Genomic DNA, 22,867 nt, shown 5'->3' with positions numbered 1-22,867 from the left:
TTTTGCGCCCTCCCTTGATTTTCCGGCCTGTTTATGGTAAAAAAATAAATGCGTCCGGATCGTTCCGCGCCCCTTCGGGCGGGTTCGTGTCCTTTCGCATTTAATATTACAACTTACATTTCCTGCACATAGTAGTTGCCAAGGGGCAGGTCGATGACTGACTTCCCGTGACCGTTCCCGTCAAGGGAAAGCACCTCAAGCAGGCTGTCGGCAGGGATTTCCGTACCGTCTGCGGCGGTCAGCCCCTCTGCCGTGTAGAGACCGAAGCTCACATCTCGGATTTCGCCGTTTGTCCCCACGCCATAGGCTTCGTCTGTCTCAAGGCTCTTTGCAAGGTCAATCTCCACACGCTGACGCTCGTTGTAGAAGTCCGTGGCAGTTTCGGTGACGGCGATTTCCTGCCCTGCGTAGACAAGCTCAACGGAGTGTACCTCGCTATTCAATACCATGCCAAACGGGGCGGTGACTTCCTTTACTTCGTATTTCCCAAGGTAAATCTCCTTGGACTTCGCCGTGCCGTCCGCACCTGTGGTAACGGTGTCAACCACTTCGCCCTTGGACGCTCGGAGAGTGCCGTCCAAAGTGTAAATGTCCTCGGCGGCGGTAATCTCATAGACCGCACCCTCCAGACCTGCCACGGAGAAAATCGGCTGGTACAGCCCCTTTGTGCCAGATACGGTGCTGAATACCTCGCCAGACTTCCCTACGGTGATTGTGCCTTTCTGTGCGGTGTTGGAGCGTACCACCTCGATGACGGTGATGCCGCTTTCTTCCTCGGAGTTCTCCTGCACCACGTCAAAATAGACTGGCTCGGAGTTTAGGACATAGCCATACGGAGCCTGCACTTCCACAAGGGAATAGCCCGTGCCGTATTCCAAAGTCTGGGGCGTGATGAGGTCTCCGTCCGCCGTGGTGTAAAAGGTGTCGATGGTGGTCACTTCGGGGTAGGTGAATGTCATGGTGACAAGCTCACCGTTGGGGTCGTAAATCTGGAAACCCACGCCTGCATAGGGGATGGTGTTGCCCGTCTCCGCATCTTTCTTCACCACCTTGATATAGCTCTCAAAGTTGGCGTTGTTGATAAGGTAGCGGTAGGTGTTGCTGTTTTTGCTGATAAATACGTCAAAGGGTTTCATCAGCTCACGCCCCTCCCACCCAGAGGTCTGCTCCACGGTGTAGATGCCGTAGGGCATGTCCTTGGTCTGGGCGAAGCCGTTCTCATCGCAGGTGAGGATGTCACGCTCGGTTTCCCTTGCGGCTTCATAGCTGCCTGCGGATTTGAGGTAGACTTCAAAAACTGCTCCCGTTTCGGGTGTTTCAATCTGGGTCTCGCCGTTGTCGGTGTGCTTGATGATGGCGATGTTCCCCTTGATGACCTGCTCGTTCACATCATTCTTGGCAGAATTGTATTCCACGGTATAAAGCTCGGCTTCTGCGCCTACATGGTGGATGATTCCGTCCAGAAGATAGCCCTCGGACGGGGAAATCTCACGGATGCTCCAGTCATTGCCGCAGACATAATACTTGGTGGTGAACTGCCCGTTTTCATCGGTGGTGTAAGTGTCAATCAGTTCCTCGCCCTTATAGATGCCGTAGACCGCACCTGCAAGGGAAGCGTCCCCCTGCGGCGTTCCCGTCTCCACGTCCGTCTTTGCCACGGTGACGTTGAACTTCTTCAGCACGTTCACGAAGCTGCGGCTCGTGACCTTTTTCCATTCAATCGGGGCGGTCTGGGTCGCAGGCACAACGTATCGGATGGCGGTATCCACTTCCTCCAGTACATAGGGGGTGTCGCCGCTGATAAGCACGTTCTCAAACCTTGCCACGCCGTCTGCATTGGTGACGGCATACTCGTCCACGGGGAGACCGCTTAGGGACGTGCCGAAAAGGTGGAACTTCATGCCCTCCACGATGCCGTCCTCGGAAGTCTTTACCACCTCCAGACTGCCACGCTTCAAGACGTTGTTGAAGTTCACGGTGGTCGTCCTGCCGCCGATGAGGGTCACGGTCTGGGTCTGCTGCGGCTCATAGCGGTCAATGCTCTGCTCGGTGATGGTGTAGGTGGCGGGGAACAAGCCCTCCACGGTGAGGTTGCCCTCTGCGTCCGTCTTTACGGTCTTGTCGAAGCCGTCACCCTTGATGTGGAAAGAAATGCCTGCCACAACGCCGTCCTCGGAAGTCTTTTTGAGGGCTATCGTGCCGGTGGGGGTCTCGATGTTGAGATACGCCCTTACGCCGCCGACATTCTCCACGCCCGTCACCAAGTCTTGCAGGTTCGGGTCGCCGTAGGCAATCATCTTCGCCCCGCTGTCTACCGTGGGTACGCCGTCCTTGGTGGCGGTGATGCGTACCGTGCCGCCGATGGCTTTCGTGGAGCTGATGGTCAGCGTGTTCCCAGACCTTGTGACGCTCACGTTGGCATCGGAGCTTGCAAAGCTGAAATCGGAGAGTACGCCGTTGCTGTCGTTGAGGGTGAGGGAATATTTCCCGTCCTTGTAGGCAAGCTCCCTCGTGATGTCATTCTCACCGCCCGACATAAAGCTCGGTATGGTGTTGTGGTTCGCCATGAGGGACACAATCTGGTCGTAGGCAGCCCTCGCCCCGTCATTGGCGTAATTGGAGCCGAAGTGCAGGCTGTAGATGGTGCTGCTCGTCTGGCGGTAGGAGCCAGTGGATTCACGGCATCCCGTGACGAACTCCCACACGAGGGTCTGGGTGGCGAGCCATTTCTCGTCATCGCTCCCCGTGAGGTTGTGGCGGTTGCCCTGGTATCCGTAGAGCAGGGCAAGCCCAACGGCTTTCCTCTGGCTGTCCGAGAGGGCGTTCCATGCGTCCGAGGAAGCCCGTCTTAGGGTGTTGCCCGTCTTTAGCGGTACACCGGGCTGGATGCAGAACGCCGTCTCGCCGTCCACGGACATGCGGTACTTGTATTTGCCCGTGCCGCCTGCGGTGTAGCCGCCAATATTGGCACTGGAATTGTACCGCATGGCGTTCCCGCCGCTGTCATAGGTCATGGAAAAGGAAATCGTGCCGATGTCGCCTGCCGCAAACGCCGTGGTTGCGGGCAGCATCGAAAGCACCGTGACCGCAGCCATGACGAAAGCCGTAGCCTTTCTGAAAAATTTAGGGATTCTCATAGTTACCTCCTGTAATCTGGATTGTTGTTTGCCAGACTGAACGAAAAAAGCTGCCCGACTGGACAGCTTGGATAAATTCTTTTTCTCGGATAGTCTTGGCAGTATCAAGGGGGAGAGGTGTGGAGAGGGGGAAAGCCGATTCCGTGGCTATCCACCCATGCCGCAAAAGGGCAGACTTCGCCCTCGGTGTGCGGATTATCCTACCTTTCCCTGTCCTTGCTCCGCTGCAAGTGGCGGTTGTAGAACTCCAACGCCTTGACAACGAAGTCCGTTTCCTGCCCTCTGGGGATGGACTTGGGGATGAGCTTGGTTATCCTCTCGTCCTTGAAGGCGGGCTTTTCTTTCTGGTTGGGCTTTTCCTCCTGCATGATGCTCTGGATAACCTCATTGGTGAGCTTGCCCTCCTGCATGAATTTCTTCATCTTGATAGCCTGTGCAAGCGAGGGCGTGGCATCGCTGTACTCCATCGCTTCAAGCAGGGTGTACTGCTGTCCCTCGGTGAGATAGGATAATTCCACCGCAGGACGGAACGCAATCTGGCGTTCATCTACCATTTGCAGGATTTCGGGGACAAGCTCGGTTAGGCGGATATAGCGGTAAATTTGTGGTTGGCTGTCACCACTTTTCTGGCTTATTTGTTGTGCAGATGTTGTCCCTTTCAACTTATTATCCAGTGGAGAAGAAGTTAAATCGCTTCTTTCTCCCTGCCTGTTCATAGCTTCAAGCCGCATCTTGTACGCAAAGGCTTTCTCACTCGGCAGAATGGTGGTTCTCTGGAGATTGCTCTCCACCATGACGATAATCGCCTCGTCACGGGTAAGCTCCTTGACCTCGCATTTCAGCGTTTCAAGCCCTGCAAGCTCGCAAGCCTTTTTCCGTCTGTGACCGCTGATAAGCTCATAACGCCCGTCCTCTTTCATGCGGACGGTGGCAGGCGTCATCACGCCGCTCCGCTTGATGCTGTCAACAAGCTGCTCCATGTCCTCGTCCATTAAGACCTTAAATGGGTGGTCTGGGAACTCGTCAATCTCCGCAAGGGGAATGTCCCGTATCTTGCTTAGGTTGGCTTCTTCACGGCTCTGGTCTGTCTCAAATAGGTCATCGTATGCGGTCAGCTCGATTTTGCTTTCTCTGCTTCTCGCCAAGCTCTGCCACCTCCTTTCCGAACTGCTCATAAGCTGCGGCTACCTTGCCGCCTTTGTCGTAGGCAAAGATGCTTTTCCCCTCTGCGGTGGCTTCCACGGCACGGATGGAGTGTGGTATCTGGGTATCGAACACCTTGATTTTCTGCCCATAGGCACTCCTTACCGTGGCGGTGATTTCCTTGGAGATGTTCGTGCGGGGCATTACCATCGTCATAAGGATGCCGTCAATCCGCAGAGGGGGATTGATTTGCCGTCTGACTTTCGACACGGAGCGAAGCAACAGCTCTAAGCCTTTGGCAGAAAGATAGTGGGGCTGTGTGGGGATAACCACGCTGTCAGCCGCCGCCAGTGCGTTGATAGTGAGCATACCAAGGCTCGGCATACAGTCCACGAGTACATAGTCATAATTCTTCTTGACCTCGCTTATGCAGGTTTTCAGCACGCTTTCACGGCTTATGGCGTTAATCAGCCTTACTTCCAGTCCCGACAGCTCAATGTTGGACGGGAGCAGGTCAACGCCCTCGCTGTGGTGCAGGATGCCTTGGGCGACATCAACGGATTTATCGTCTATGATGTCCTGCATGATGGTGGAGAGAGTGACCTGTAAATCGTCTGGTCTGTGATAGCCGAGCGACATAGTTAGATTTGCCTGTGCATCGGCATCAATGAGCAGGACTTTCTTGCCCTGCTGTGCCAGAGTTACGCCCAGATTGACCGCCGTAGTGGTCTTGCCGACACCGCCTTTCTGATTGGTTAAAGCGATTACTTTGCAATTTGACATAGGATGCGTCCTCCTTTCGCATAGATTTAGCCGCTTTGTCAAGGCGGCTATGTAACTGTACCAGAGGACGCAGGACGCAAAAAAGCCGCTTACTCTTAAAATCCATAAGAATAAGCGGCTTCATGGTGGTGTGCCTTAGACATATTCGATTTTCACTTTCTTTATCGGGGCGTTGGCTACCTTGAAGATAATCTCGCCAACGCAGTCCCCGTATTTGCCCTGCTGTATGAGCTGGTTTTTCAGCTCCACAAGGCTATGTAAGAGTAATGTCCGCTCCCTGCTGTCTACATATAAGTGAGTGGTCTTTTCCCTCATACCGTCCACCGTCCTTTCTTGGCTTCATTATACCGTTATGGGGAAGTTCGGTCAAAACTGTAACTTTGCATTTCTTGGTATTTTACCGTATCAAGGCTCATTCCCCAGTAGTAAATAAGTAGTAAATGGGGGTTGCAATCCTCAAGAAATGCGGGGAAATGCTTTATTTTGCGGGGATAGTTGCTCATTTACTTGATTTTTATGACAATCAAAAACCTTTTCTTCGGCTTCAGCGTTTGCTGGTGGAAAGTCATATCCATTGAGAATACAAGTCAACTTTAAAGTATAACATTTCTGTTTATCATTTATTGCAAGAGACAGAGATTTTCGCATCGCACCATCGTGCCGATATGTTTTAAGAATCACTCCGTGGAAAAGTGATTTCAAAAAACCTATGGTAAATCCCAAATCAGTATACTTCTTTTTTATTTGTCCCAAAATTGGAGCGAAGACTATTTTATTCACTTTTTCGGATTGCATATTAAATAGCATATTAAAATATAAATCTGTGATAACGGTGTCAGATTCTTTGAGCCAGTTTGATAAAAGTTTGGACTGTATATTGTCTGTCAATTTACAGGTGTACCATGCAGCAAAATATTCTTGGAAAGAGCGATGCGCAAAATGATAGTGCAGTCCATCTTTGATAATCATGCATACTGACGAGACGAGATCATCAAGGAATTCATCCACAGTAAATCTAAATTGGCTATATTTTTCCTTTGCCATAGAAATATATTCTCTCATTCGCATCTCAGTAAATTCGTATTCCGAATAGAAATATGATTTAAAGCAGATATAAGAAAAAACTAATTTAAAATCATCACATCCAAGCTGAGTTCTTATGTCTCTAACATATGCATCTTTAGTTGCGTCATGCATATTGAAAAGGGTCGCAAAGGCCTGATCGTAAAAATCATTCAATTTATCTGGAATAGCAGCATTGTTATTAAAAGTAAGCAACATAATATTAAGCAACAGAGGATTTTCTGAGAATGATTTATATTTGTCAAACAAAACATTTTCCAACTCTTTGCAAAAAATTGCTTTTACGGATTCGTCAAAATCAATTTTATCAACTAAACTAATTGCTTGTTGTTTGCTTAGCGGTTTAGTTTCAGTTTCCAGAAAGTCATTCCACCCAATAAACTGTTCAGATGGTCTAGAAGAGATCAGATAACAATTTTCACGATATTTATCTGATAAGCTTTTTATTTCAGAAGAAAGTCTTGTGGATTTATCTCTATTAAGTTCGTCAAACCCATCTAATAAAATGACATATCCACCTTCTCTCATGCTGTATTCATAGTATTCACGTTCTAGAGGAAATCCATTCTCTACTAGTGTATTATAAATGGTTTCTTCTATAGCCCCAGATTTGATTTCAAAGGAATTAAAACTTCTGAGTTCAATCATAACAGGAATATATCCTGTTGACATAATTGTATCCAAATATAGATGCTTGAAAAGAATTGATTTCCCAGTTCCTCCGGTTCCGGTAATAATTATTTTTTCCCGATTTCTAAGAGGTTATTAATGGTGCTAGTATCAATAGTTTTCCCCTCATACCGTACGCCTATGCATTCGTAAAAGTCATATAAATTTCTAGGAGAACGACGATAGATTATTGTCTTGATTTTGCTATATTTTCGATATGTATTATCCAAATACTGCTCATAGGCATCGCCATATCGCACGGAATCCTTAGCATCTATATCCTTAAACCATTTCTTAACCTTTCCCCATGAACATTTGATTGCGTCTTCTATTAAACCTGTAGCAACTTTAGTCACAATTTCAGTATTGTTAATATCCATATTTTCTCCTTAATTCTACCAATTATGCGGGTGCATCATTTTGTAGTTCAATTATAGTTTTTTAATACTTAATTACTCCCAGAATCTTGATTTGGGTTTCTGCACCGACTCGATTTTATTTCCTCTACAGCAAAGTAAATAGCGTGGTCGATAACGCCAAACGTGTACTTATAATTGTTTAACAGCTTGTTCAGCACGTCACGGCTCCACACCTTTCTCCCAGATGGAGAAGGAATACCTTGCTTGTGTAAATGCTCCTGAATTTTTTCCAAACTGTTTCCTGACAGGTAAAGGGCAAATATCTCCCGCACGATTTCGGCCTCATGCTCAACTATTTCTATCCGCTTGTTCTTGTCACGCCGAAAGCCATAGCATACCTTGCCAAAAATCTTTGATTCCAATGTGGACAGCTTCACGGGTATCTTCCTTTCTTACATTATAGTGGGTTGCTCGAGCGTTTTCAAGTAGAACCTACAAATTAGTGGTGTTAATTTCTCTTTCTATCTTTACTGAACATGATTATTAGTGACTTATCAGGCGCTTCCAATAGATTAAAGAACTCAAAAAGCGCAGATTATGATATTATCTCACGATTTTTGTTTCATCTATAGAATTTTGGAACATAAAAAAGGAGGCAAAAGCCTCTAAAATGCTTTTGTCTCCTTTTGGCGGAGATGAAGAGATTTGAACTCTTGCGCCGGGGAACTCCCGACCTACCGCATTTCGAGTGCGGACCCTTCAACCACTTGGGTACATCTCCGTGTATGAAATTGTGTTATTTGCTATCTTAGAATTCCCGTTAGAACTCAGCCAAATCTCTGCCCACCCAACTCCAAAACTCCCAGTGCTTTCAAGGCTTTCCGGCCTCTCCCGTTCCACTCACGCCACAGAATTTCGAGTGCGGACCCTTCAACCACTTGGGTACATCTCCGTGTATGAAATTGTGTTATTTGCTATCTTAGAATTCCTCTTAGAACCCAGCCAAATCTCTGCCCACCCAACTCCAAAACTCCCAGTGTTTTCAAGGCCTCCCGGCCTTCCGGGTTCCTCTCACCCCACAAAATTTCCCGTGCGGACCCGTTATGACCCCTTCTCTAAGTGTAGTTTTGGGCACAAAACCACTATATTCTTTATCCGCCCAGCGCTTGTTTCCAAACAGAAGAAACGCCAGACTCTCACCTTGTTTAAGAAATCCGGGGGAACCGCGGCTCTGTCCATTTTTCATGAAGAAAAATTGCTGTCGCTTGGCTGGTCCAGCCCGGTCAATCCTTATATCCTTGACCTGGTTTTTCCACACAGAAAGAAACCGCTTCCAACACAAAGGGGCGGCGGTTTCTTATGTTTTCAAACCATGCCCTCATTCCTACCCGTGCCGGTTGAAATTTATTATATCTCCCCCTGGCAAAAATGTCAAGCCTCCGCCGCAAAACTTTACGGGTCCATCACCGGCCACATCCTTATATCTGCCCAAAGGGTTTGCAATGCCGTTCACTGGGGCGGCTGGGGCGCGCCGCCGACCCTGGTGCGGGAAAGCCCCACCAGGCAGAAGATCAGGACAATGGGAAACACCGCGGCGCTAAGCATTCCCAGGCGCAGGCCCGCCCATTCGCTGACCATTCCCGTTAGGGCCGGCCCTGTAGAGCAGCCGATGTCTCCGCACACTGCCAAGAGCCCAAACATGGCCGCGCCCCCTTTGGGATAGGTCTGGGCCGTAGAGCTAAGCACCCCTGGCCACATCAGGCTGATGGAGAACCCGCACAGTGCGCAGCTAAGCAGGGCCAGCAAGGGCACGGGAAACAACGCAGCCCCCAGATAGCACAGCACACAGAGAACCGCTGTGGCCATCAGCGCCTTATACAGGTTCAGTTTTGTGCCCCATACCCCATATATAGTACGGCCAATGCCCATGAACACCGCAAACAGGCAGGGCCCCAGCAGATCGCCCAAAATTTTCGGCACCCCAAGGGCTTGCTCGGCAAAAAGAGAGCTCCACTGGCTCATAGCCAGCTCGCTGGCCCCGGCGCACAGCATAAGCACCATAGAAAGCGCGAATAACTTTGACCGCCACAGCTTAGCCAGGGGTGTTTTTTCCTCTTCCGGCACGGTGGAACACAGGGGGACCCGCAGAAAGGAAAAGGTGTTGTACAGGGGCAGCAAAGCCCACACTAAGGGCAAAACCCACCACAGCCCTTGGCCAATAGCCCGCACCGCCACAGTGGTAAGCAATACCACCCCCACCTGGCCCCAGCAGTAGAAGGAGTGGAGCAGGCTCATTTTGGCGTCCTTGGCCTCGCTGGGCAGGGAGTCAACGATAGGGCTGACCGCCACCTCGATAATCCCTCCGCCCACGGCTGTAACCATGGTGGCAATCATCAGCCCCAAAAAGGGCCAGGGCAGCAGCCGGGGCAAAAGGCCCAGCATCACCAGGCCCGCCGTGCAGCAAACATGGGCGGTCACCGTGGCGGCCCGGTAGCCAGTGCGGTCAATTAGCTTCATGCACACCAGGTCCACCACAATCTGCGTGACAAAATTGAAAAGAATCAGGGACGAGATCATGGCGTAGGAAATGCCGAAATCCCGCTGGAAAATCACAAAAAACAGGGGGCTTAGGTTATTAACAATGCCCTGCACTATGTACCCGCGGTAACAGGCCATGCGGGTGGGGCGGTAAGAAAGGGTTTGATCCATAGAAGAAGCTCCTCCTAACTGGCGCGAATGGAGATATTTTAGCAAAAACCCAGTGGATTTGCAAGGGGGGATATTCCCCTTTTTCCCTATTCTATGCCCATCCCCCCGCCCCCGCCACAAAATTTCCGGGGCCGCTTGCATTTCCCCTTGGCCTTCTGTATAATATAAATAGATTCTACGCTGGAGGAACCCGCCCGTTCTTTCCCCCGGCAGTTTAAAACCAAGGAGTGTTTCCCTATGAAATTAGGCATACTGTCCAATGTAATCGGTAGTACCCCACTCAAAGAGGCCCTGGCCTACTTTAAAGGCTTAGGCGCGCAGATGGTAGAAATCGGCTGCGGCGGCTATCCCGGCAAAGACCACTGCGACCCCGGCGTACTGCTTCATGACGAAGGGAAGTTTCAGGAGTTTGTGGACACCGTCAAGGAGTCCGGACTGGAGATCAGCGCCCTTTCCTGCCACGCCAACCCCATTCACCCGGACAAGGAGATCGCGAAGCAGTTTGACGACGACCTGCATAACGCGGTGCTGATGGCCGAAAAGCTGGGCATCCACCAAATCAACACCTTCTCCGGCTGCCCGGGCGACTGCCCCGAGAGCAAAAACCCCAACTGGATTGTCTGCGCCTGGCCCAACGAGTTCCCCCAGGTGCTGGAGTGGCAATGGAACCAAGTGCTCATCCCATACTGGAAGGACTTTGTGGCCTTTGCCAAAAGCCACGGTGTAAACAAGATTGCCATGGAGATGCACCAGGGCTTCTGTGTACACAACACCCGCACCATGCTGCGCCTGCGGGAGGCCGTAGGTCCAGAAATTGGCGCAAACCTGGACCCCAGCCATCTGTTCTGGCAGGCCATGGACCCCATCAAGGTGATCCGCGCCCTGGGCGGGGAGGCCATCTTCCATGTACACGCCAAGGACGCCATCATCGACCCCATCAACGCCCCAGTAAACGGCACCCTGGACACCCTGTCCTATGGGGACGAGCTGAACCGCTCCTGGATTTTCCGCAGCATTGGCTATGGCCACGACGAGCTGTTTTGGAAGCAGTTTGTCAGCCAGCTGCGCATGGTAGGTTATGACTACGTGCTGTCCATTGAGCACGAGGACAGCCTGATGAGCCAGAATGAGGGACTGGTAAAAGCCTGTGACATTCTAAAACGCTCCATCACCTTTGAGAACAAAATGACCGAAGCCCGCTGGTTCTAAACCAATCCAGCGCAAGCGCTGGAGCATTCGTCGCGGGCAACGCAAGCGTTGCATCGTTAGTCGCGGAGGCGTTCGCCAGCGCAAGCGCTGGACCATTAGCCGCGGGGGCGTTCGCTTGGGCTCACTCGCCGGTGGTATCTTCTAGCGGAGCCAACACGTTCCTCTGGGGGCTTCCGGCAGCGCAACCGTTGCATCATTAGCCGCAGGGGCGTTCGCCAGCGCAAGCGCTGGACCATTAGCCGCGGGGGCGTTCGCTTGAGCTCACTTGCCGGTGTTAGCTTCTGGCCCAGCCAGCGCGGACAGGGGCCGAAGGAGTGGGGCCCGTATTGGCTAAAGCAAAAAAAGAGGGGCCGCGCCGGGAGTGCCCAGAGGAACGCGCTGGCTCGGCTGACCCATACCACCCAGGGAGGGCGGGGCTTTGCCCGACTCCGCGACTAAAGGTGCAGCGCTTGCGCTGCGCCCAGAGGAACGCGCTGGCTCGGCTGACCCATACCACCCAGGGAGGGCGCAGCTTTGCCCGACTCCGCGACTAAAGGTGCAGCGCTTGCGCTGCGCCCAGAGGAACGCGCTGGCTCGGCTGACCCATACCACCCAGGGAGGGCGCAGCTTTGCCCGACTCCGCGACTAAAGGTCCAGCGCTTGCGTTGGGCGGTATTGAACCTCATAGCAAGGAGACGTGAAAACTCATGAAATTAGGTATCGTCGGCCTGCCCAACGTGGGCAAGAGCACTCTATTTAACGCCATTACCAACGCCGGGGCCCAGTCCGCCAATTACCCCTTTTGCACCATTGAGCCCAACGTGGGCGTGGTGGCCGTGCCGGACCGCCGCCTGGATACGCTGGCCGAAATGTACCAGCCGGAAAAGTTTACCCCTGCCACCATTGAGTTTGTGGACATTGCCGGGCTGGTGCGGGGCGCTTCCAAAGGCGAGGGCCTGGGCAACAAGTTCCTCTCCAATATCCGGGAGGTAGACGCCGTGGTTCACGTGGTGCGCTGCTTTGAGGACGGGGACATTATCCACGTAGAGGGCAGCATTGACCCTGCCCGGGATATTGAGACCATTGACGTGGAGCTGCTTCTTTCAGATATTGAGGTGCTGGACCGGCGCATTGACAAAACCAGGAAGCTCCTAAAGTCTGACAAAAAGTACCAGGCGGAGCTGGACTTTTTCCAAAGGGTCCACGCCGCTTTGGAGGCGGGCCAAAGCGCCCGCAGCGTGGAATGCAACGAGGAAGAGGCGCGGTGGCTGGCCTCGGTTTCCCTGCTTACCAACAAGCCCATTATTTTTGCCGCCAACTTCAGCGAGGCGGACTTTAAAAACGGCATGGAGGATAACCCCTTTTACCAGGCGGTAAAGGACGCCGCCCAAAAGGAACACGCCGCCGTGCTGCCCATCTGCGCCCAAATTGAGGCGGAAATAGCCGGACTGGAGCCAGGGGAAAAGCAGCTGTTTTTGGCCGACCTCGGCCTTAGCGAGTCTGGCCTGGACCGGCTGATTACCGCCTGCTACTCCCTTTTAGGGCTTATCTCCTACCTTACCGCCGGAAAGCCGGAGGTACGGGCCTGGACCATTCTCAAAGGGACCAAGGCCCCCCAGGCGGCGGGAAAAATCCACTCGGACTTTGAGCGGGGCTTTATCCGGGCCGAGGTCATTGGCTTTGACGAGCTGATGGCGTGCGGCACCATGGCCGCTGCCAAGGAAAAGGGCCTGGTGCGGTCAGAGGGCAAAGAGTACGTGATGCGGGACGGGGACATTGTGCTGTTCCGGTTTAACGTTTAAGGCGGCGCGCCCCTGTGTTTTTTCCCAATAGAGACCCCGGCAACACGAAAATACCCCTTAGAAAAGAGAGAATCCACATGAACTACGCCTTTTCAGAACGCGTTAAAAGCTTAAAGCCCTCGGCCATTCGGGAAATTCTCAAGAACTCCTCCGCCCCGGGGATTATCCCCCTCTCGGCGGGAAATCCCGCGCCCGACGCTTTCCCCTATAAGGACATTGAGGCCATCTCCCAAAAGCTGCTGGCCCATACCCCCATGGAGGCCCTGCAATACAGCGTGACCGAGGGCTACGCCCCCCTGCGGCAGCACCTGGCCGAATACATGGAGAACAAGCACCGGGTGGGCGGCCCCGGGGACGATGTGCTGATTACCAGCGGGGCCCAGCAGGTGATGGACCTGCTTACCAAAACCCTGCTTAATGAAGGCGACGGCGTTTTATGCGAGGCCCCCAGCTTTATCGGCTCCCTGAACACCTTTCGCTCTTACCGGGCCAAGCTGTGCGGCATTCCCATGGAGGCGGACGGCGTTAGTATAGAGGGCCTGGAGCGGGCCCTTCGCACAGAGAAAAACGTCAAGTACTTTTATACCATTCCCAATTTCCAGAACCCCTCTGGCATTACCATGAGCCTGGAAAAGCGGAAGCGGGTGTACGAGCTCTGCCGGGACCACGGCGTGGTGGTGCTGGAGGACAACCCCTATGGCGACCTGCGCTTTGCCGGGGAGGACCTGCCCGCCATTAAAAGCTTTGACCAAGAGGGCGTGGTGATGTACGCCGGGTCCTTTTCCAAGGTGGTCTCCCCCGGTATGCGGGTGGGCTACGCCATTGGCCCCAAAGAGCTGATCCAGAAAATGGTGGTGTGCAAGCAGGGCGAGGACGTACACAGCAATATTTGGGCCCAAATAGTCTGCCACCAGTTTATGACCGGCTGCGATTACGAGGCCCACATTCAGCGGCTGCGGGACATCTACCGCCGGAAAAGCGGGGTGCTGCTAAAGGCCATGGAAGAGCATTTTGCGCCGCTAATTACCTGGAACTCCTTTGAGGGCGGGCTGTTTGCCTGGTGCGTGCTGCCGGATGGCATCGACATGCTGGACTTTGTAAAGCGCGGGGCCGAGAGAAAGGTGTGCGTGGTGCCGGGCACGGCCTTTTTGACGGACGAGAGCCAGCCCTGCCAGGCGTTCCGGGTAAACTTTTCCACCCCCACGGATGAACAGCTGCGGGAAGGCGTTAAAATTCTAGGCCAGCTGGCCAAAGAGATGGCGGGCTAAAACCAGCGGAAAAAACATTGGGGCCAGGGGCTTTTCGGAGCCCCCGGCCCGTCCTCATCAATCAAACAAGGAGCGAATCCCAAATGGAAAATACGGAACAAAAAAAGCGCATCCTTAGCATGTACCAGTGCACAGGCACCTTTACCCTGGGCAACTACCTGGGGGCCCTGCGCAACCACCTGCGCTTTCAAGAGGAGGGCTATGACTGCGTCTACGCCCTGGCGGACCTCCACGCCCTTACCGTGCGCCAAAACCCCGCCGAGCTGCGCCGCTACACCAAAGAGGCCTACGCCTTTTTGCTGGCCATGGGCTTTGACGTAAGCCGCACCCTGTTCTTTATCCAAAGCCACGTGCCGGAGCACACCCAGCTGGCCTGGGTTCTTAGCTGCAACACCCAGTTTGGCGAGCTCTCCCGCATGACCCAGTTTAAAGACAAGTCCCAAAAGCACGCAGACAACATCAACGCCGGGCTCTTCACCTACCCCTGCCTGATGGCGGCGGATATTCTGCTGTACCAGGCGGACTTTGTCCCCGTGGGCGCGGACCAGAAACAGCATGTGGAGATTGCCCGGGACATTGCCGAGCGCTTTAACGGCGTGTACGGCCCCACCTTTACCGTGCCCCAGCCGCTGATTCCCCAGCACGGGGCCCGGGTCATGTCCCTGCAAAGCCCCACCAATAAAATGTCCAAGTCTGACGAGAACCAGAACGGCAACATCTCTGTTCTGGACGACCCGGACACCATTATGCGCAAGTTCAAGCGCGCCGTTACCGACAGCGAGAGCCAAGTGCGCTTTGCCCCGGGCAAGGACGGGGTCAACAACCTGATGGGCATTTACGCGGCCATTACGGGCAAGACTATGGAGGAAATTGAGGGCGAATTTGAGGGCAAGGGCTACGGAGACTTCAAGCCCGCTGTGGCCGAGGCGGTCATCAGCGAGCTAAAGCCCATTCAGGACCGGTACAAGGAGATTGTGGCGGACAAGGCCTTTTTGGAAAAGACCTACCACGACAACGCCCCCCGGGCCCAGGCCCTGGCCCAGCGCACCCTGCGGAAGGTGTACCGCAAGGTAGGGCTGGTGGACTAAGAACTTGTACCGATAGGATATTGCACCAGACTTTTCGGCAAATTTAGCCGCAGAATGCGGCAGGAGGTCCGGGGGAAAGGATTTCCCCCGGCGAGGTGGTGGAGCGGCGCTCCACGGTCTTGCCGAAGGGCGCGGCCTGTGCGCCCGGAGGCCTTCCCCTGGCAGACAAAGCGCGCCCTGCGCGCATGATGGGCCCGGAAGGGCCCGGGAGTATTAAACGGCCTTCGTGCCACGCACCGCGGCAAGACCTTGGAGCTCTGCTCCAAACCTCGCAGCTTTTGAAAAGGCTGGCGAAACTTTTCCCGCCGCTTTCACGCCAGCGGTTCCGCCTGGCCCTGCCTCGAAGCCGTTTCGCTGCTCTCAAGACCCATACTTTATTTTCAGGAGGCTTCCCATGGAATCTTTAACCGAACTTTACCGCATTGGCCGGGGGCCTTCCAGCTCCCACACCATGGGGCCGGGCCGGGCGGCCCAGCGCTTTCAGGCCGCGTACCCCCAGGCCGACAGTTTTCAGGTAACTTTATACGGCTCTTTGGCCAAGACAGGCCGGGGCCACCTCACGGACGTGGCGGTAAAAGAGGCCCTGGAGCCCCTGCCAGCCCGTATTCTCTTTGACACAGAGACCGAGAACCTGCCCCACCCCAACACCATGGAGCTGGAGGCTTTCCTACGTGGGGAGCGCCTGGGCTTTTGGCGGGTGTTCAGCGTGGGGGGCGGCAAGATACAGATTGAGGGCCAGGCCCAGGCCGACCCGCCCCAGGTGTACCCCCTGCGCACCTTTAGCGAAATTAAGGACTACTGCCGGGAGAAGGACCTTTACCTGTGGCAGTATGTAGAGCAGTGCGAGGGGCCGAAGATTTGGGAGTACCTCTCCGAAGTGTGGGAGGTGATGAAAGAGGCTGTATACAGGGGCATCCGCAAGGACGGCGAGCTGGCCGGGGGCCTGGGGGTGCAGCGCAAGGCCATGTACCTGAACCGCCAGCGCCACATGGACGAGAGCAAAGAGACCCGGGAAAACCGCAAGGTGTGCGCCTACGCCTTTGCCGTCAGCGAAGAGAACGCTGGGGGCGGCACCATTGTTACAGCCCCCACCTGCGGGGCCTGCGGGGTGCTGCCCGCCGTGATGCTGTATAAACAGGAGCAGCAGGGCTTTTCTGACCGGGACATGTTAAAGGGCCTGGCTGTGGCCGGGCTTGTGGGCAATGTGATCAAGACCAACGCCTCTATTTCCGGGGCGGAGTGCGGGTGCCAGGCAGAGATTGGCAGCGCCTGCTCCATGGCGGCGGCGGGCTTGGCCGAGGTGTATCACATGGACCTGGACCAGATTGAATACGCGGCCGAGGTGGCTATGGAGCACCACCTGGGCCTGACCTGCGACCCCATTGGGGGGCTGGTGCAGATCCCCTGCATCGAGCGCAACGCCGTGGCGGGTATGCGGGCCATCAATGCCTTAAGTTTGGCAAATTTTTTGACCTATACCCGGAAGATCAGCTTTGACATGGTAATAAAGACCATGTATGAGACCGGGCGGGACCTGTTTAGTAAATACCGGGAGACCAGCGAGGGCGGGCTGGCGAAAAATTACCGGGAATAGAGGAAAAGAGCGCGGGCGGCGCTCTTTTTTTCAGAATGAGCTTACCTGGCGGAGCGGGAAACCGTCTAATTCACAGGAGTATAGTTAACGCGGTTCAAAAGAGGTATGTACCGATTTTCAAGGGCGTTTACTATGCGTTCATGCGGCGCTAAAGCGGTCCATTCCTTTAGAGGCTTTCACCCTTTTGTTCCTTGAACCGCGGTTATCTACTGATTTCAAGCGCGTTTACAATATTGCAATGGAAGGAGACCACCGGGGGCTCTTATCCATAAAAACAGGTATTGCAAGTATTATTTGGAAGAATGCCGTCTTTCCCGGGTTTTCCGGCCTTTTTCCTTTCTTCTTTTCATTACACCACTTGAAAGCGGTGAGAACCATTATAGAACGTTGGGTCAGAAAAGCCCAGAACGGCGACAAGGAGGCCTTTGTCCGCCTGATGGGCGAGTACGAAACCGCCATGTACGGCACCGCCAAGGCCATTCTGCACAACGAGGCCGACGTGCAGGACGCTGTGCAAGAGGCCCTGTGCCGGGCTTTTTATAAACTACATACCCTGCGCCAGCCCAAATTTTTTAAGACCTGGCTTACCCGGGTGGTCATTAACTGCTGTTACGACCTGCTCCGCCAGCAGCGGGGCCTGGTGCCCCTGGACCTTCTCCCTGAAGAAGGCCAAGAGGAGGACCGGGACCTCTCTTTGGACGTGCGCCGCGCGCTGGCCGCCCTGGGAGAAAACGACCGGCTGATCCTTACCCTATACTATTTGAACGACATCCCGGTAAAGGAGATCGCAAAGCTTTTGGGCATTACAGAGGGTGCGGCAAAAATGCGCCTTTATCATGGGCGAAAGAAGTTTAAGGAAACCTTTGGAGCTAACGGAAAGGAGGCAGGGCTATGAAAACTGGCAAACACGGACCTGGCCGGCCCCCGCGTCCGCCGCTGCGGCGGGACCGGGCCTTTCGGGCCCAGCTGGCCCGGCAGCTGGGGGTGGAAAAGCCCCCCCAGGCATTTCACGCCGCGATGCAAAAGACCCTGCTGGAGCTGCCCGAAGAGCTGCCCGTCCGCTACCGCCCGGTGCGGGAGCTGCTGCGGCGCACCACCATGGCGGCCGCTGTTTTGGCTCTGGTGTTTTTGGGGCTGCTGGGGGTAAACTCCACCTACCCCCAAATTACCGAGGCCCTGCCTGGCCTGGGCTTTGTGTTCCGGTCTATAAACGGCGGACAGGAGGCCCCCCCCCCTCCGGTGGCGGAGGCCACGCCCTCTCCTACCCCCACGCCAGAGGCGGCGCCTGTTTTTCTGCCGGTCACCGCGCAGCCCCTTGGGGAGTTCCCTGGGGATCTGACCGTTGACGCGGCCTGGACCGACGGCAAGACCCTATACCTGGATTTAAGCATTGGCTTTGGCATGGATATGAACCTGGCCGAAACCTTTAAGCAGCGGGAAGGAGACCTTGAGGAAAAAACCGGCTACCAGCTGCTGACAGGGATACCGGAATACGCTAACGAATATGACTATGTGCTCCCCAGCGCCCATGTGGTGGTAGAAGGAGCCCTTGTTAATGAGAATGAAACCCTTAGCTTTGAAAGCAATGGCGCCGGCCGGGCGGAAAGCTCCTTGTCCCTGGATCTGACCCAGCTGAAAGAACCGATAGACGGCGCTGTGGAAGTACAGATCTTTATTCCGGAACTGACCCTAACCTTTTATGGTGAGCAGGGGATGGAGCATATAGCAAGTTGGACCCCTAGCTTTGAGCTTTCGTGTAAGGTGGAGATAGACAACACCCAAAACCACACCATCCTCTCCCCTGCCACGGATAACCAGGCCACCCTGGAGCGGGTGGAATATACCCCCAGTTATGTACAGGTGGAGGCCACCCTGCCCAATATTGGCTTCTGTGGCGACCTGCTGCTTATGGAAGAATCCATGCCCCTGGGGATCTACGCCCAACTCTGGCAAGAGGAAGCCGCCCCCGCCGCCCCCAAAACCCCAGAGGACCCGTGGCGGAACGGCTACACAATGAGCGAGGTCCAGCTGGCGGATGGCACAGAAATTGATTTGGAGTTAGGCCCAGAACAGTTTGGAGATAAGAACACCTTCCGGTTCACATTTTGCTCTCAAGGTCAGCCCGTACGTCTGGACGCGCCGCTGGTGCTTACCTTTTACGAGACCCCGGAGGAGGCCGGAGAGTTCGCCTGCCGCCGGGTGCTGGCAGAGTTTAGCATTGACCTGGAGAAAAACCAGGTGTTTGCCAGCGAAAACTACAAGAAAACCGGCAACGAAAAGCTGGACCCGGACCGAAAGGCCCCGCCCCTGGGATCTTTTCTGAATGACTTCCTCTGTATTGATATAAGCCTCCAGCCCATGGAAGCCTCCCCCACAGGTATGGGCGAGTACGTTTCCCTGTTCACGCCCTATCCCATGGTGGGCCGGAGCCTGGCCATTCAGGCCTATTACGATGACGTGCTGGTGCAGCAATTACCTGTAACCACCGGCTTGCCGGAAGGGGAACGTTTTACGGGCGAAAACGGCTCGTATATGGAGAGCAGCTATTCTCTGCCCAGCACAGGAGAGACCTATAGGGTCATGTCTTTTTGGATATACTATCTCTACGACCGTCAGGACTCCACTGGAGGCCTACAGCGCTACACCCGCCTGGAGCTAGTGGACCTGGAGACGGGAAAAACCCTTATTTCCGATTTAAACGAGGAAATGATGCGCAGCCGGGTGGAGACTCTGGGAGATTTTGTAGCCTACTACGCACAGCAGAAGACCCCCGAGAACTGGCCCCAAGCCCCGGCCCCGTCTTCTTTTGGGGCAGAGAGCGACCTGTACGGGGGCAGGAGCGACACACAGCCCTAGAGTCTGGAAGGAAAAGAATGCATGCGGCCCAGGGGCGCTTATCCCCGGGCCGCTTTCTTTTCATCCTCTTGATTCGCCAGCTCTGCCAGCCCTTCCGTGATTTTCCGAAACACCCGGGCGGTGGCGCCCTGATCCTCTGCCACAGATTCCCGCAGCACGGTGACGCAGTACCGGGGAGCGCCGGTTTTGTCGCAGATAAAGCCGCAGTAGATAAAGTGGGAGAGCTCCTTGCCTCCTTCATAGGCCCCGGTCTGGGATGTGCCGGTCTTTATGCCGCTGGCGCAGTTTCCCGGCGCGCCTGCCGAGCCAGTTCCCCGTTTGGCGGCGCTAATCAGGTAGTCCCGCAGAGTCTTGGCTGTGGCGGGAGACATGGCCTGCACGGTCTGGTCTGTTACGGGCTGATAAGGGCTTAGCTCCTGCTGGGCGTTGACCTGCCCGGCTATCAACTTGGGCGAGCTATACTGCCCCCCGGCCGCAATGGCGTTCATCATGCCGCACAGCTGTACAGGCGTAACCGCCAAATCCCCCTGCCCAAAGGAGAAGTTGGCCAGAGCCCGGGCGTTTTCCAGGTCAGACGCCTCGGGCAGAATTCCCGGCGAGGAAAACAGCCCACGGCCAAACTCTTGGCGCTGGCCCAGCCCCAGGTTATAGGCCATGGCCAGCACGGTCTGCCCTCCCAGGGCCCGGGCCGCGCTGATAAAGTAACCGTTACAGGACTTTTCCAGAGCGGCTTTCAGGTCCACCACTCCATGGGCCGTGCCGTCAAAGCAATGAAACAGCATTCCCCCAGCGTTTAGCGCGCCGTTGCAGGTAAAAAGGGGGCCCACGGGGCTTTCCGCAGGGGTGGTTCCGCTGTTTGCCGGCTCTTGGGTTTTCTGCTGGCTTTCCAGCTGGGCGGCGGCGGTAGCCAGCTTAAACACCGAGCCCGGCGGGTAGGCGCAGAAGGCCCTGTTAATAAGGGGCGAGTCCTGGCCCTGGGCCGCTGTTCCAATATCGCCTGGGTCAAAGTCCGGCAGGCTTACCAGGGCGCGTATCTCGCAGTTTGGCACCTCTGTAACTACCACGGCCCCACGGCCCAGCTCCCCGGCGTTTTCCTCTGCCAGGCGCTGTATCTCCGCGTCTATGGTCACCGCCACGCCGCCCCCAGCCGGCTCCAGCGTGTCCACCACCATCCGGCTGGCCCCGGCAATGGCCCGGCCCAGGCCATCCACCTGGTAGTAAACCGTGATCTCCCCTCCATGGTTCTCCAGCGCGTCGTTCATGGCCAGCTCCACCCCGGCCGCACCGCTGCCGGTGCTGTCCAGGTATCCTACCACATGAGGGGCCAGCTGATCTTCCTGATAGCGCCTGGGCACACTGAACAGGTCCACACAGTCGTGCTCAAGATAGCGGTCCAGCTCCATTACAAAGGGTTTACCATCCTCCAGGGCTGTGGCCAGCCGCTGCCGGTAGCGCCCCTTGGTAACAGACTCCAGCGCCCCCACAGCCTCGATTGTGGGGGCTACCGCCGCCACCAGCCGGGTGGTCTGGCCCGTAAGAGGCGTCAGGTTGCAGTCATAGATGGTACCCCGGCTTTTGGCCACATCCAGCCGGTAGACGCTCTGCTGGCCAGCGGCAGCCACGTACTCCGCGTCCCCGGATATATTTGCCAAAGATCGCCCGGCAGCCCCCATCAGGCAAAAGAGTCCAAGCAAAAGGGCATAGGCTTTTATTTTTACGGTTTTTCGTTTCATAAGCTCCCCCACTACCGGCGGCTGGCCCCAGGACCGGCCGCCACGACATTTCCCTTTCAGTATGCGGAATTTTCCCGGGAAAATTCGCATTTTCCCGCCAAAATCGGAGAAGCTTTGATAAGAAGGGGCCGGAAAAGGCCCGAGAGGGAGGCGCTTCATGAAACATTCCGTCAAGGTAAAATACGCCCTCACCGGGGGATTAGCCGGTCTGGCCAACGGCCTTTTTGGCGCGGGCGGGGGGCTTTTTCTGGTGCCGCTGCTGGCCGGGTGGGCCCGGCTGCCCCAGCGCAAGGCTTTTGCCACCTCGGTGGCCGTTATTCTGCCCCTGTCCCTGGTCTCGGCAGCCATTTATTTTTTTAAAGGCAGCTTGGACCTTAACGCCGCCTGGCCCTTTTTGGCCGGGGGATTCTTAGGGGGCCTGGTCTCCGGGCGGGTGTTCCGGCGGGTGCCGGTAAAATGGCTGCATAGGGCCTTTGGGCTGCTAATCCTCTACGGAGGCGTAAGGGCGGTGTTGAACCTATGAGCTGGTTTTTTGGCATGCTCGTGGGCTTTTCCACTGGGGTGATCTCCGGTTTTGGGGTGGGGGGCGGCACCCTGCTGGTCCTCTGGCTAACCCTGGTGGAACACATGGACCAGCTGCGGGCCGGGGGCGTGAACCTGGTGTATTTTGCCGCCTGTGGACTTCCGGCCCTTTTGGGACACATAAAAAACGGCCTGGTAGAGGGCCAGGCCGTTCTATGGTGTGTGCTTTTGGGCATACCCGCCTGCTTGGCAGGTTCCCTAGCTGCGGCAGGGATGGATGTGGGGCTGCTGCGGCGGGGCTTTGGGGTCTTGCTTTTGGTTGTGGGGGTGAAGGAGCTGTTCTATTCTGACCGCTGACTAGGGCTTGTTTGAAGCATCGAAAACGGCGTTTTTTATTTTGCTTTATAGATTCGGTCCGCTGCCACTGTATTGGCCAGGGTGTACACGCCGTCGAATACAAAACTCACGCCAATAAATACCACCAGGTGGCTCATCAGCGAGAAGGGCCGCAGAACCATTACCAGCCCCAGCAGGGAAAGAACCAGTGCCGCCGTCAGCGAAATCCACCATTTCTCAAAGCCCAGGGCCTTCATGTCCAGGGCTTTTTTGATGGAGGAAACCCCGTCCACCAGAATATAGACCCCCAGCGTCACCGGAATGACCGAGGCCAAAAACTGCGGACTCACCATCAGGAACACCCCCAACAGGGCCAGGATCATCCCTAAAAACAGGTCAAACCGGCTCTGGTAGCCGCCTCCCGCCTTCCAGTAGGAGTACAGCCGCACCGCCCCATAGCACAGGGTCACCCCGCCAATTACAATGCTGGCCCACTGAAGGGCCGAGCCGGGAAAAAGGATGAGCACCACCCCCAGGGCCGTGTACAAAACAGATGTAAGCACCAAACTGTTTCGAATACTTTTCAACATCGCGGTC

At 55.1% G+C, this 22,867-nt stretch carries 20 protein-coding genes and 1 tRNA gene; 10 read left to right on the top strand and 11 right to left on the bottom strand.

Going from position 1 to position 22,867, the window contains the following annotated elements; all coding sequences use genetic code 11:
• Positions 1 to 113 precede the first annotated feature (113 nt).
• The 9 genes from U8U68_RS09940 to U8U68_RS09900 all read right to left on the bottom strand — a co-directional run bounded on the left by U8U68_RS09940 (position 114) and on the right by U8U68_RS09900 (position 9,883).
• Complete coding sequence (locus tag U8U68_RS09940; RefSeq protein ID WP_367575805.1) at positions 114 to 3,137, bottom strand: SpaA isopeptide-forming pilin-related protein; 3,024 nt, start codon at positions 3,135 to 3,137, stop codon at positions 114 to 116.
• A 200-nt stretch (positions 3,138 to 3,337) separates the two neighbouring features.
• On the bottom strand, positions 3,338 to 4,282 hold the full coding sequence (locus U8U68_RS09935) for a ParB/RepB/Spo0J family partition protein (protein ID WP_322200652.1): 945 nt from the start codon (positions 4,280 to 4,282) through the stop codon (positions 3,338 to 3,340).
• Positions 4,236 to 5,063, bottom strand: coding sequence for a ParA family protein (locus tag U8U68_RS09930; RefSeq protein WP_247230800.1), 828 nt, complete (start codon positions 5,061 to 5,063; stop codon positions 4,236 to 4,238). Before U8U68_RS09930 ends, U8U68_RS09935 begins: the two co-directional genes overlap by 47 nt.
• 135 nt (positions 5,064 to 5,198) lie before the next feature.
• Positions 5,199 to 5,378, bottom strand: a complete 180-nt coding sequence (locus tag U8U68_RS09925) for a hypothetical protein (RefSeq protein ID WP_247230802.1) — start codon at positions 5,376 to 5,378, stop codon at positions 5,199 to 5,201.
• Positions 5,379 to 5,519: 141 nt separating this feature from the next.
• Positions 5,520 to 6,830: an NACHT domain-containing protein gene (locus tag U8U68_RS09920; RefSeq protein WP_322200651.1), complete on the bottom strand. Its 1,311-nt coding sequence runs from the start codon at positions 6,828 to 6,830 to the stop codon at positions 5,520 to 5,522.
• A gap of 53 nt (positions 6,831 to 6,883) precedes the next feature.
• Entirely contained in the window at positions 6,884 to 7,195 is a 312-nt protein-coding gene (locus U8U68_RS09915) for a hypothetical protein (RefSeq protein WP_322200650.1), read from the bottom strand.
• Positions 7,196 to 7,263: 68 nt separating this feature from the next.
• Positions 7,264 to 7,611, bottom strand: a complete 348-nt coding sequence (locus tag U8U68_RS09910; RefSeq protein WP_322200649.1) for a recombinase family protein — start codon at positions 7,609 to 7,611, stop codon at positions 7,264 to 7,266.
• 250 nt (positions 7,612 to 7,861) lie between these two features.
• Positions 7,862 to 7,955 (bottom strand) — tRNA-Ser (locus U8U68_RS09905).
• Between the two features lie 728 nt (positions 7,956 to 8,683).
• Positions 8,684 to 9,883: an MFS transporter gene (locus U8U68_RS09900; protein ID WP_322200648.1), complete on the bottom strand. Its 1,200-nt coding sequence runs from the start codon at positions 9,881 to 9,883 to the stop codon at positions 8,684 to 8,686.
• A 237-nt stretch (positions 9,884 to 10,120) separates the two neighbouring features.
• Here U8U68_RS09900 and U8U68_RS09895 point away from each other — a divergent pair, with 237 nt between their 5' ends.
• The 8 genes from U8U68_RS09895 (at position 10,121) to U8U68_RS09860 (ending at position 19,679) form a co-directional block, all read left to right on the top strand.
• The gene (locus U8U68_RS09895; RefSeq protein WP_322200647.1) at positions 10,121 to 11,092 is read left to right on the top strand and encodes a sugar phosphate isomerase/epimerase family protein; all 972 of its coding nucleotides are present in this window, start codon (positions 10,121 to 10,123) and stop codon (positions 11,090 to 11,092) included.
• A gap of 326 nt (positions 11,093 to 11,418) precedes the next feature.
• Positions 11,419 to 11,625 (top strand): hypothetical protein, encoded by a 207-nt coding sequence (locus tag U8U68_RS09890; protein WP_322200646.1) that lies wholly within the window; start codon positions 11,419 to 11,421, stop codon positions 11,623 to 11,625.
• A gap of 153 nt (positions 11,626 to 11,778) precedes the next feature.
• Positions 11,779 to 12,873, top strand: a complete 1,095-nt coding sequence (gene ychF / locus U8U68_RS09885; RefSeq protein ID WP_322200645.1) for a redox-regulated ATPase YchF — start codon at positions 11,779 to 11,781, stop codon at positions 12,871 to 12,873.
• A 77-nt stretch (positions 12,874 to 12,950) separates the two neighbouring features.
• On the top strand, positions 12,951 to 14,141 hold the full coding sequence (locus U8U68_RS09880; protein WP_322200644.1) for an aminotransferase-like domain-containing protein: 1,191 nt from the start codon (positions 12,951 to 12,953) through the stop codon (positions 14,139 to 14,141).
• An 83-nt stretch (positions 14,142 to 14,224) separates the two neighbouring features.
• Positions 14,225 to 15,229, top strand: coding sequence for a tryptophan--tRNA ligase (gene trpS / locus U8U68_RS09875; RefSeq protein WP_322200643.1), 1,005 nt, complete (start codon positions 14,225 to 14,227; stop codon positions 15,227 to 15,229).
• A gap of 394 nt (positions 15,230 to 15,623) precedes the next feature.
• A complete protein-coding gene (locus U8U68_RS09870; protein ID WP_322200642.1) occupies positions 15,624 to 16,823 on the top strand; it encodes an L-serine ammonia-lyase in 1,200 nt (399 codons plus the stop codon).
• A gap of 238 nt (positions 16,824 to 17,061) precedes the next feature.
• A complete protein-coding gene (locus U8U68_RS09865; RefSeq protein ID WP_322200659.1) occupies positions 17,062 to 17,718 on the top strand; it encodes an RNA polymerase sigma factor in 657 nt (218 codons plus the stop codon).
• Complete coding sequence (locus tag U8U68_RS09860; protein ID WP_322200641.1) at positions 17,715 to 19,679, top strand: hypothetical protein; 1,965 nt, start codon at positions 17,715 to 17,717, stop codon at positions 19,677 to 19,679. The genes U8U68_RS09865 and U8U68_RS09860 overlap by 4 nt, the downstream gene beginning before the upstream one ends.
• A 38-nt stretch (positions 19,680 to 19,717) precedes the next feature.
• On the opposite strand, the gene U8U68_RS09855 is transcribed toward U8U68_RS09860, so the two are convergent.
• Positions 19,718 to 21,412, bottom strand: a complete 1,695-nt coding sequence (locus tag U8U68_RS09855) for a peptidoglycan D,D-transpeptidase FtsI family protein (protein WP_322200640.1) — start codon at positions 21,410 to 21,412, stop codon at positions 19,718 to 19,720.
• A 157-nt stretch (positions 21,413 to 21,569) separates the two neighbouring features.
• Here U8U68_RS09855 and U8U68_RS09850 point away from each other — a divergent pair, with 157 nt between their 5' ends.
• Both U8U68_RS09850 and U8U68_RS09845 read left to right on the top strand, forming a co-directional pair.
• Positions 21,570 to 21,935, top strand: coding sequence for a TSUP family transporter (locus U8U68_RS09850; RefSeq protein ID WP_322200639.1), 366 nt, complete (start codon positions 21,570 to 21,572; stop codon positions 21,933 to 21,935).
• Positions 21,932 to 22,291, top strand: coding sequence for a TSUP family transporter (locus U8U68_RS09845; RefSeq protein WP_322200638.1), 360 nt, complete (start codon positions 21,932 to 21,934; stop codon positions 22,289 to 22,291). Before U8U68_RS09850 ends, U8U68_RS09845 begins: the two co-directional genes overlap by 4 nt.
• 35 nt (positions 22,292 to 22,326) lie before the next feature.
• On the opposite strand, the gene U8U68_RS09840 is transcribed toward U8U68_RS09845, so the two are convergent.
• A complete protein-coding gene (locus tag U8U68_RS09840) occupies positions 22,327 to 22,860 on the bottom strand; it encodes an HdeD family acid-resistance protein (RefSeq protein ID WP_322200637.1) in 534 nt (177 codons plus the stop codon).
• Between the last annotated feature and the right edge of the window lie 7 nt (positions 22,861 to 22,867).

The sequence above is a fragment of the Acutalibacter intestini genome (assembly GCF_034334985.1).
GTDB classification, from domain to species: Bacteria; Bacillota; Clostridia; order Oscillospirales; family Acutalibacteraceae; genus Acutalibacter; species Acutalibacter intestini.
Note: the sequence above shows the minus strand (reverse complement) of the source record. Positions and strands in the feature narration are given on the sequence as shown.